The sequence below is a fragment of the Cellulomonas iranensis NBRC 101100 = JCM 18110 genome, from assembly GCF_001552375.1.
Classification (GTDB): domain Bacteria; phylum Actinomycetota; class Actinomycetes; order Actinomycetales; family Cellulomonadaceae; genus Cellulomonas; species Cellulomonas iranensis.
On the sequence record NZ_BCRB01000152.1, the window covers coordinates 1 to 4343 of the forward strand.

Below are 4343 nucleotides of genomic sequence, written 5' to 3' on the forward strand. Positions count from 1 at the left end.
GCGCCAGGGGCGGGCGCTGCGGCGGGGACGGGCGGCGCTGCCGGCGGGCCGGCGGGAGCACCGGGGGAGGGGAACGGCGTCGTCATGCCCTCATCGTGGCGGCCGCGCGGACGGTGCGCGTCGGCCGCGCGACGGGTCCTGCGCTCCGTCCCGCGGCCGAGGCGAGCGACGTCGTGATCCGCCCGGCGGGCGTCAGCGTGCGGCCTTCGCGGCCGCCTTGGCGGCGCGCTTGGTCTCCCGCACGCGCGCGAGCGAGTCGGCGTCGACCACGTCGGCGATCGAGCGCGGGTGGTCGTCGCCGTACGCGCCCGCGGCCTCGCGCCAGCCGGCCGGCTGCACGCCGCGCTGCTTGCCGAGCAGCGCGAGGAAGATGCGGGCCTTCTGGTCGCCGAACCCCGGCAGCGCCTTCAGCCGGCGCAGCACCGTGCGCCCGTCGGGGTCGCCGTCGGTCCACAGCCGCGTGACGTCGCCGTCGTACGCGTCGACGACCTCGCGCGCGACCGCCTGGATGCGCCCGGCCATCGACCCGGGGTAGCGGTGCACGGCCGGGGGCGTCGCGCACAGCGCCGTGAACTCGTCGGGGTCGGCGTCGGCGATGCGCCGCACGTCCCACCCGCCCATGCGGTCGGCGATCTTCGCCGGGCCCGCGAACGCGGTCTCCATCGCGACCTGCTGGTCGAGCAGCATGCCGACCAGCAGCGCGAACGGGTCCGAGTCGAGCAGGCGGTCGGCGGCCTCGTCACCGGTCATCCAGAGCGTCATGCCCCCATGGTCGCGCACGTGCCGCACGACGCGCCCCGGGGGCCCGCGGTCAGGCGCCGGACGGTGTGCCGGGGGACGCGAGGTCGGCCGGCTCGTCGACGTCACGGCGCGCGCCGGACGCCGCGGGGACGTCGAGCGGCACGTGCCCCGCGGCGGCGTGCCGGGTCGACGACCCGGGCCCGAAGCGCGGGTGCGGGCGGTGCGGCCAGGTCGCGGTGAGCATGGTCGTGCCGGTGCCCGCGGCGTCGGGCACGTGCGCGCGCGGCACGTCGGCCGCGCGCCGCAGCACGTCGTCGACCTCGGCGGGCAGGAGGTGCGGCAGGTCGCCGAGCACCACGACGACGTGCGCGCCCGGGGCCGTCGCGCGCACGTGCTCGACGCCCGCGGTGACGGCGGCGTCCAGCCCGGCGGCGGGCACGTCGGGTCGGGCCCCTCCGGCCTCCCGACCGGCGTCCCCACCGGCATCCCCACCGACGTGCGCGCCGTCGGACGCGACCGGCTCGGGCAGCAGCACGACGCGCGGGTCGGCGACGTCGAGCGGCTCGGGCGCGGGGGAGACGACGACCACGCCGGCGATGTCGGACGCTCCGAGCAGCGCCCGCACGGTCGCCGTCGCCATGGTGCGCACGAGCTCGGCGCGCGCGTCGTCGTCGAGGGCGCCGGTCAGCCGGGACTTGCCGTGCCGCGGGTCCTTGACGGGCACCACGGCCCACCACGCGCTCACGGCGCGCGGTCCACCAGCGCGAGCGCGGCGGCCGCGATGTGCGCGGTCGTCGGCACGTCGGTCATGAGGGTCGGCGCAGCGGCGGCGCGCCAGCCCTCGGCGACCAGCGCCGGCACGGCGTCCGCGTCGGCGTCGTCGACGAGCCACGCGTCGAGCACGCCGCCGTCCGCGCGCAGGCCGAGGTGCCGCGCGACCGCGCCCGCCTGCGTCGTGACGCCGATCGCCGCGAGGCACGCGTCGGCCATGCCGCGCACGGGCGCACCGCCGACCACGGGGCTGACGCCCACGACCGGCGCCGCGGTCGCGCGCAGCGCGTCGCGGACCCCGGGGACGCCGAGGATCGTGCCGACCGACACCACCGGGTTCGACGGCGGCAGCACCACGACGTCGGCCTCCGTCAGCGCCTCCAGAACGCCCGGCGCGGGCGTCGCGCGCTCGACTCCGACCTGCACGAACCCGCGCGCCGGCACGGCCGCGCGGTGCCGCACCCACCACTCCTCGAAGTGGATCGTGCCGTCGTCGGTCACGACGTGCGTCTCGACCTCGTCGTCCGACATCGGCAGCAGCCGCACGCCCGGACGCCAGCGCTCGGCGAGCCGCGCCGTCACGCGCGACAGCGGCTCCCCGGCGCGCAGCAACGACGTGCGGGCCAGGTGCGTCGCGAGGTCGAGGTCGCCGAGCGTGAACCACTCCCAGCCCAGCCCGTACGCCGCCAGGTCGGTCGCGGTGCGCGTCGACTCCTCGCGCCGCCCCCAGCCCTGCCCCTCGTGCACCGCACCGCCGAGCGTGTACATCAGCGTGTCGAGGTCCGGGCAGACGCGCACGCCGTGCAGCCACAGGTCGTCGCCCGTGTTGGCGACGACCGTGACCTGCGCGGTCGTGCCGCCCGCGCCGTCCGGCAGCCGGTCGCGCAGCAGCGCCAGCAGCCCGCGCGTGAACCGCGCGCCGCCGACCCCGCCCGAGAGCACCGTGACCTTCATCCGTCGACCCTCATGCGTCGCTCCTCATCCGTCGAACCTCGTGCGACGCCCGTCATCCGTCCTCCGCGGGCCCGTACGCGATGACGGGGCGGCCCGTCACCGGGTGGGTCAGCACGTGCGCGGCCACGCCGTACACGTCGTGCACGAGCGCGGGCGTCAGCACCTCGGCGGGCGGCCCCGCCGCCACCAGCCGCCCGGCCGACAGCACGAGCACGTGCTCGCAGTACGCGGCCGCCAGGTTGAGGTCGTGCAGCGCCGCGACGGTCGTGACGCCCAGGCGCCGCACGAACCCCAGGAGCGCGAGCTGCGCGCTCACGTCGAGGTGGTTGGTCGGCTCGTCGAGCAGCAGCAGCGCGGGCTCCTGCGCGAGGGCGCGCGCGACGTGCACGCGCTGCCGCTCACCGCCCGACAGCGTCGCCCACGCGCGGTCCGCGAGGTGCGCGGCGGTCGCGGCCTCGAGCGCGCGGTCCACCGCGCCGGGGTCGGGGTCCGTGCCCCAGACCGACCGGTAGGGCGTGCGGCCGAGCGCGACGACCTCGCGCACGCTCAGCGGCACGGCCGCGTCCGACGCCTGCTCGAGCAGCGCGACCTGCCGCGCGCGCTCGCGGCGCGGCAGCGTGTGCACGGGCACCGCGGGCCGCGGGTCCGACGCCGCCGGGTCGCTCACGAGCACGGCGCCCGCGTGCGGCTCCAGCAGCCCGGCGACCAGGCGCAGCAGCGTCGTCTTGCCCGCGCCGTTGGGGCCCAGCAGCCCGGTCAGCGCACCCGGCGGGGGCGTCGCGTCGACGCCGTCGACCACCCACCGGCCGCCCAGCCGTGCGCCCGCCCGGGCGATGCTCAGCTCCACGACGCCCCCCGCCCGCGCCGCAGCAGCACCGCGAAGACCGGCACCCCGAGCAGCGCCGTGACGATCCCGACAGGCAGCTCGCGCGGGTCGAACACCGTGCGCGCGAGCGTGTCCGCCCACACCAGCAGCACCGCGCCCGCGAGGCCCGCCACGGGCAGCAGGCGCCGGTGCGCGGGGCCCGTCACGACCGACACCGCGTGCGGCAGCACGAGCCCGACGAACCCGATCGCGCCGGACACCGCGACCATCGCGCCCGTGAGCAGCGCCACCAGCGTCATCGTGACCCAGCGCGTGCGGTACACGTGGACGCCCAGCGCCGCCGCGGCGGTGTCGCCGAACGCGAACGCGTCGAGCCGCCCCGCTCCCGCCAGCACGACCGACCCGACCACCACGAGCGCGCCGCCCGCGATCGCGACCGACGCCCACGTCGCGCCCGCGAGCGACCCCATGAGCCACGACAGGATCTCGCGGTACGAGTCGCCGGTCGCCGTCCAGAACACCACGAACGACGTCGCCGCCGCCGCGAGCTGCGAGATCGCGAGCCCGGCGAGCACCGCACGCGTGGGCGTCAGCGTGCCGCCCGTGCGCGCGAGCGCGAGCGTCGCCGCGAGCGCCGCGAGCGCACCGACGAACGCCGCGACGGGCAGCAGCAGCGCGACCCCCAGCAGCAGCACCGCGACCGCCCCGAGCGACGCACCCGACGACAGCCCCAGCAGGTACGGGTCGGCGAGCGGGTTGCGCGTGAGCGACTGCATGACGGCGCCCGCGACGGCCAGGCCCGCGCCGACCGCGGCGGCGGTGAGCACGCGCGGCAGGCGCAGCTCCCATACGATCGCGTCGTGCAGGCGCGGCACGTCGGGTGCGCGCAGTCCCAGGTGCGCGCCGACCGACCGCACGACCTCGCCCACGCCCAGGTCGGCGGGGCCGATCGTCACGGCGACGAGCACGGTCGCCACGAGCGCCACGGCGCCGACCGCGAGCAGCACCGCGAGCGGCGGCCGCAGCGGCGCCCGCCCGCCCGTGGCGGGGG

The 4343-nt window shown here is 78.4% G+C and carries 5 protein-coding genes; all 5 read right to left on the bottom strand.

From position 1 onward, the window contains the following. Positions 1-192 precede the first annotated feature (192 nt). From CS2_RS17785 to CS2_RS17805, 5 genes are read right to left on the bottom strand one after another with little or no spacing between them, the layout of a single operon-like run. The gene (locus CS2_RS17785) at positions 193-762 is read right to left on the bottom strand and encodes an HhH-GPD-type base excision DNA repair protein (RefSeq protein WP_070320971.1); all 570 of its coding nucleotides are present in this window, start codon (positions 760-762) and stop codon (positions 193-195) included. 49 nt (positions 763-811) lie between these two features. After that, the gene (gene cofC / locus CS2_RS17790; protein ID WP_070320972.1) at positions 812-1486 is read right to left on the bottom strand and encodes a 2-phospho-L-lactate guanylyltransferase; all 675 of its coding nucleotides are present in this window, start codon (positions 1484-1486) and stop codon (positions 812-814) included. After that, positions 1483-2466, bottom strand: coding sequence for a 2-phospho-L-lactate transferase (gene cofD / locus CS2_RS17795; protein WP_070320973.1), 984 nt, complete (start codon positions 2464-2466; stop codon positions 1483-1485). The genes cofC and cofD overlap by 4 nt, the downstream gene beginning before the upstream one ends. A gap of 52 nt (positions 2467-2518) precedes the next feature. After that, positions 2519-3313, bottom strand: coding sequence for a putative F420-0 ABC transporter ATP-binding protein (locus tag CS2_RS17800; protein WP_070320974.1), 795 nt, complete (start codon positions 3311-3313; stop codon positions 2519-2521). Continuing rightward, entirely contained in the window at positions 3304-4317 is a 1014-nt protein-coding gene (locus CS2_RS17805) for a putative F420-0 ABC transporter permease subunit (RefSeq protein WP_082740350.1), read from the bottom strand. The genes CS2_RS17800 and CS2_RS17805 overlap by 10 nt, the downstream gene beginning before the upstream one ends. Positions 4318-4343 lie beyond the last annotated feature (26 nt).

Bases quoted from the DNA above. Each gene is read 5' to 3' on its own strand.
- cofD (WP_070320973.1), bottom strand. From the start codon at position 2,466: ATGAAGGTCACGGTGCTCTCGGGCGGGGTCGGCGGCGCGCGGTTCACG.
- CS2_RS17785 (WP_070320971.1), bottom strand. From the start codon at position 762: ATGACGCTCTGGATGACCGGTGACGAGGCCGCCGACCGCCTGCTCGAC.